The organism is Streptomyces sp. MS191 (assembly GCF_008042125.1).
In the GTDB taxonomy this organism is placed as follows: domain Bacteria; phylum Actinomycetota; class Actinomycetes; order Streptomycetales; family Streptomycetaceae; genus Streptomyces.
The window spans coordinates 1-4,879 of record NZ_RDBI01000053.1; the positions used below are offsets into that span (position 1 = coordinate 1).

4 protein-coding genes are annotated in these 4,879 nt (G+C 73.6%); 2 read left to right on the forward strand and 2 right to left on the reverse strand.

All coding sequences use genetic code 11. The annotated features are described in order from the left end of the window. Window positions 1-1,280: AfsR/SARP family transcriptional regulator (locus EAO71_RS22955; RefSeq protein WP_261992299.1), on the reverse strand; the 1,280-nt coding region annotated here is incomplete at its 3' end. A gap of 220 nt (window positions 1,281-1,500) precedes the next feature. Between EAO71_RS22955 and EAO71_RS22960 the strand changes: the two genes are divergently transcribed. Both EAO71_RS22960 and EAO71_RS22965 read left to right on the forward strand, forming a co-directional pair. Next, a complete protein-coding gene (locus EAO71_RS22960) occupies window positions 1,501-2,049 on the forward strand; it encodes a hypothetical protein (RefSeq protein ID WP_147979724.1) in 549 nt (182 codons plus the stop codon). A 2-nt stretch (window positions 2,050-2,051) separates the two neighbouring features. Then, a complete protein-coding gene (locus EAO71_RS22965) occupies window positions 2,052-3,599 on the forward strand; it encodes an outer membrane protein assembly factor BamB family protein (RefSeq protein ID WP_147979725.1) in 1,548 nt (515 codons plus the stop codon). A 50-nt stretch (window positions 3,600-3,649) separates the two neighbouring features. Here the strand turns inward: EAO71_RS22965 and EAO71_RS22970 are convergent, their stop codons facing one another. Beyond that, complete coding sequence (locus tag EAO71_RS22970; protein ID WP_261992300.1) at window positions 3,650-4,759, reverse strand: PP2C family protein-serine/threonine phosphatase; 1,110 nt, start codon at window positions 4,757-4,759, stop codon at window positions 3,650-3,652. Window positions 4,760-4,879: the final 120 nt, after the last annotated feature.

Consider the following 4,879-nt stretch of genomic DNA (forward strand, 5'->3'; position numbering starts at 1 on the left):
TCCTCGGGGGCGTCGGGGAACGCGTCTCCACCGGCGCGGACCGTGCGCAGCAGCCGGCGCAGGGCGCGCCGCGGTCCTCCCCGCTCGTGCGGGGCGCCGTGCGCGTGGAGGTCGACGAACAGGCACCCGTCGGGATAGGCGTCGGCGAGCGACCAGGCGGCGCGCACCACCAGGGCGGTCTTGCCGACCCCCGCCGTGCCGTCGACCGCGACCACGGACACGGCCGTCGGGGACATGGGGGCGGTGAGCAGGGCGAGTTCCCTCTCACGGCCGACCAGGCAGGCGGTGTCGCCGGGGAGGTCGCTGCGTCGGGTGCGGCGGGGAACGACGGCCTGGCCGGCCCCGTCGGGGAGACGATGGCCCGGCGGTGCCTGGGCGGATTCGGCCGGTGCCTGCGCGGGTTCCGGCGGAGCCTGCGCGGTCGGGCCGCCGCGGGGAGCGGGTACGGCGGCCGCGTGCGGTCCCGCCGCACGGCCGAGCAGCAGCCGGTCGTCCCGGCGCAGGACGGCCTGGTGGACGGCGCGCAGTTCCTCGCCGGGTTCCACACCCAGGTCGTCGAGAAGCCTCCGCCGCGTCTCCTGGTGGACGGCCAGCGCCTCGGCCTGCCGGCCGCTGCCGTACAGCGCCTTCATCCGCAGTGCGGCGAGCGGTTCGTCGTGCGGCCGGGCCAGGGGCGCGGCCAGGAGTTCGTCCAGCGCGTCCGGGTAGCGGCCGAGCGACATCAGGCACTCGGCGCGGTCCTGGTGCAGTGTGCGTCGCCGGCGGGCGAGGCGCTGCCGCTCGCTGTCGGCGAGCGGCCCCGGCACGCCGGTCAGGGGTTCGCCGCGGAACAGGTCCAGGGCCCGACCGCCGTGCTCCAGTGCGGCGTCGAGGTCCCCGGCGGCCTTCGCGCGCTGGGCTCGGGACGCCTCTTCGGCGAGCTCCGCGAGGTCGGTCCGGGCTTCGGCGGGCACGAACCGGTAGCCGCCGCGTCCGCTGCGGATCACCGACCGGTCGGGCCCGGCCGCCGCCGCGTCGAGCGTCCGGCGCAGCGCGTAGACGTAGCTCGGCAGGACCTGACGGCCCGTAGCCGGTGGATCCGCTCCCCATACGTCGGCGAGGAGTTGGTGGTGGGTGACGAAGCTCGGCGCGCGCAGGATCAGGGCGGCGAGAACCGCCTGCCGCCGTATCGGGCCGAGCGCGAGCGGTGTCCCGCCGCGCCGGGCCCGGACCGGCCCGAGCAGGTCGATCCGCAGGTCCCCGCCCGTACCGCCGCCTCCGACCGGTCCCTGTGCCTGCACGCCCACAGCCAAGCCCCCGTGTCCCCTGTGCCTGCTCACTCTCTCGAATCCCTGGTTCATGAGGATTTCATCGGCCTTGCAGCGCCTCGCGGAAGAGTCTGCCCGGTCGCGTCGGGAGCCGCCGCCGAACCGGACGGAGAGCGAGCGGCCCCCGGTGTGATCATCGCCACGCGAGCCGGCGGCCACCCGCCGGCAGGCCATCGAGAGGGGACGTTTCACCATGTCGCAAGTCAACCGCGGACCCGGCACAGGACCCACCCGCCGCGGTGGGCGGTGGGAACGCTACCGGGTCACCCACCCGTTCTCCCTGCAGGACCAGGCGGCCCTGTGGGGATCGATCGTGGGCGTCGTGGCGCTCGCCGTCCTGCTCGGCTGGGCACTCGACATGAAGGGCGGCGTCGTCATCGTCGCGGCCGCCCCGTTCATCGTCTCCTGGTTCGAGAAGCGACGCACGGCGTTCCAGTTCGACGCGGCCGGCGTCCGGTTCGGCGAGGTCCTGCTGCCGTGGGCCGACGTCACAGAGTTCGTCGTGGCCACCCCGCCGGACGGCCCGGACGCGCTCATCGGCGCGAGGCTGCGCACCGGCGCGTCCCTGCCGGCGGGGATGACCGTACCGTCGCGGCACCCGGCGATGCCCGCGCACGTCCACGCCGCCGTTCCGCGTGCCCGGTTCGATCTGGCGAAGATGGTCCACAAGGCGCGCAGGTACGCCCCACCGCACATCCGGATCGTGGTCGCCGAGCCGTCCGGCGAGCGCGTGGCGACCTGACCATGCCGCACTCGCGACAGCCCTGGTACGACCCGCGCCCGCAGCAGCGACGGGTCGCGGACAACCCGTACGCCCCGCACGGCTACACCCCGGCGCCGTCAAACCGCCGCGGGCGCTTCGGCGGGAGGCCGGTGATCGCCACGGTCGTCGCCCTCCTGCTCCTCGCGGTCTGCGGAGGGCTGTACGCCGTCAGCGGCGGCCGGCCGGGAGGGCCGCCGCGGCCGGTGGCGGAACAGCCGCCGCGCTCCTCCGGGACACCCTCCGCCTCCCGCACTCCCGCGGTCCGCACACCCGGTCCCGGTCGGATCCCGACGTCGCGGGAGATCAACGCGGGCCGCGCGCCGGGGGACGCGACGGCGTGGATCGTCGACGACCCCACCGACCTGCCGCGACGCAGCATCAAGCTGCACGACCTGTGGGTCGTCGGCGACACCGTCGTCCAGGCCGTGCACCGGAAGGTCACCGCCCGCCGTCTCACGGACGGTGCCGAGGTGTGGAGCGTCCCGTTGCCCGCCCCCGTCTGCGAGACGCCGGTCGACCCGACCCCTGACGGCAAGGTCGTCCTGGTGTACAAGAACAGCCAGGCCGTGCACGGGAACCGGTGCAACCAGCTGCAGATGATCGACCTTCGAACCGGGAAGGCGGGCTGGCACAAGGAGCTCACCGAGACCGGCTCCATGGACGACACCATCGTCGTGAACACCGCCATCAGCGGCGACGTGCTCGCGATCGTGCAGAGCATGCGAGCCGCCGCCTACCGGGTCGGCGACGGCGCCAAGCTCTACGACATCCCGCTGGAGAACCCCGGCACGTGCTACCCGGACGACGTGGCGGGCGGCCCCCGGCTCCTGGTGAAGTCCGACTGCGCGATCGGCATCGACCGCGCCAAGAACTACAGCCGGCTCCGCGAGATCGACCCGCGCACCGGCAAGGTCCACTGGAGCTTCCGGACGCAGCAGGGCTGGGTGGTGGGCAAGGTGCTCTCGGTCCTGCCGGTGGTGGTCACCACGTTCCACGCCGAGGAACGCACCGAGAACTGGCGGGTGGTCGCCCTGGGGCCCGGCGGAAGGCTCCGCACCACCGTCGACGCCAGACCGAAAGGCTTCAAGTACTGCGCCGACACGGGTGACTCGGGCGAGAACATCCAGAACTGCAAGGGCGCCGTCGTCGGCGACGACACCGTCTTCCTCGGCGGCAACGACAGGGTCGGCGCGTACAGCCTCGGCACCGGGAACCTCGTCTGGGGCGTGAAGTCCGAGGACAGCACCCTTCACCCCCTGCGTGCGGACGGAGGCGGGTCCGCGGCCCTCGTGTACGAGGCGGCTTCGGTGCACCGGCCGGGCGGGATCATCCGGTTCGGCAAGGGCGGCGCCGACACGAAGAAGCAGGTGCTGCGGCACCCCGAATCGGCCCGCGCCGCCGAGGCCCGCATGGGCGCCGGCATCGTGGCCTACGTCAACGGCCGGCTCGTCATCACCCCGTCAGTCGTGAGCGGCGACGACGCGAACCCGGAAGCGAGGATGCTGGCCTTCGCCCCTGGACCGCCATGAGCGGACCTCCGGGCGGCGACGCCCGCGGCCTCCGACGGGTGCGGGTCTGCTCAGGGGGATTCGGTGCCTCGGGGCTCGCGCAGGCGTACGGCGAGCGCGGCGATGTCGTCGTCGAGGCGTCCCCCGGTGTAGCGGAGGAGGGCGCGGTGAAGGGCCGTCAGCATGTCCCGGGGTGGTGTCGGGGGCTGCCGTTCCATCCAGGCCGCCAGCGGGAAGAACTCGCCGTCGTGGGCGCGGGCCTCGGCGATCCCGTCGGTGTAGAGGAGCAGCAGGTCCCCGGGGTCGACGTCGTAGGTGTCGACGACGTAGTCGTCGCCGATCAGCTCCGCGAGGCTGAGCAGGGGCGACGGGGTCGCGGTCTCGAGGACTCGGAGTTTCCTGCGGTTCAGGAGCAGCGGCGGGGGGTGTCCGCAGTTGAGGATGTCGATGCGTCTGCCTTCATGGGAGATCTCGACGAGCAGGGCGGTGGCGAACCGCTCCATCGGGCCTTCGGGGGGAAAGGCCGCGTTGTAGCGCGTGCTGCTGGCGTCCAGCCGGCGTGCGACCTCGACCAGGTCGGCCTCGCCGTAGGCCGCCTCCCGGAAGGCGTTGACGATCGCCGCGGCCGCCCCCACGGCCGGCAGGCCCTTGCCCCGCACGTCACCGATGAGCAGCCTGATGCCGTACGGCGTGTCGCCCACCTCGTAGAAGTCCCCGCCGATGCGGGCCTCCGCCGCGGCCGCGAGGTACAGCGACTCGATCTCGACGTTGTCGAAGCGGCGCGGCATGGGGCTCAGCACCACCTGCTGGGCCGCGTCGGCGACGAGCCGCACCTGGAAGAGGGTGCGCTCCCGCTGGAGCCGGACATGGCTTCCGTACGCGGCGGCCACGGTGACCGCGATGATCCCCGCGACCGTCCACCACGTTCCCAGGTCGGGGAAGACGAGGCTGAGACCGATCATCAGGCAGAGGCAGACGGTCCCGAGCAGCACGGTGGGGAGGACCGGCCACATGGCGGCAGCCAGCGCCGGCGCCGCGGGCAGGAGGCGGCTGAAGGCCATCTCCGGCGGCGTGGCATAGGCCAGGCTGGCGATCACGACGGTCAGGATGACCGGCGACAGCCGCACGAGCATCCCCCGGCCGTAGCGCCGACGGAGCCGCAGCCGTCCAGACTCGATCACGCTTCCCAGAGTATCCGCGCAATGCGGGCACAGCGCTCTGGCGACCGGAGTCGGCCGCCCGGCGGCGTGCTCTCACCCGCCGCTCCACCGTCCTCGCGGCCGCCCTGGCCACCCTCGCCA

Excerpts from the sequence above, each read along its gene's own strand:
- EAO71_RS22965 (WP_147979725.1), top strand. The coding sequence starts at position 2,052 with ATGCCGCACTCGCGACAGCCCTGGTACGACCCGCGCCCGCAGCAGCGA.
- EAO71_RS22960 (WP_147979724.1), top strand. The coding sequence starts at position 1,501 with ATGTCGCAAGTCAACCGCGGACCCGGCACAGGACCCACCCGCCGCGGT.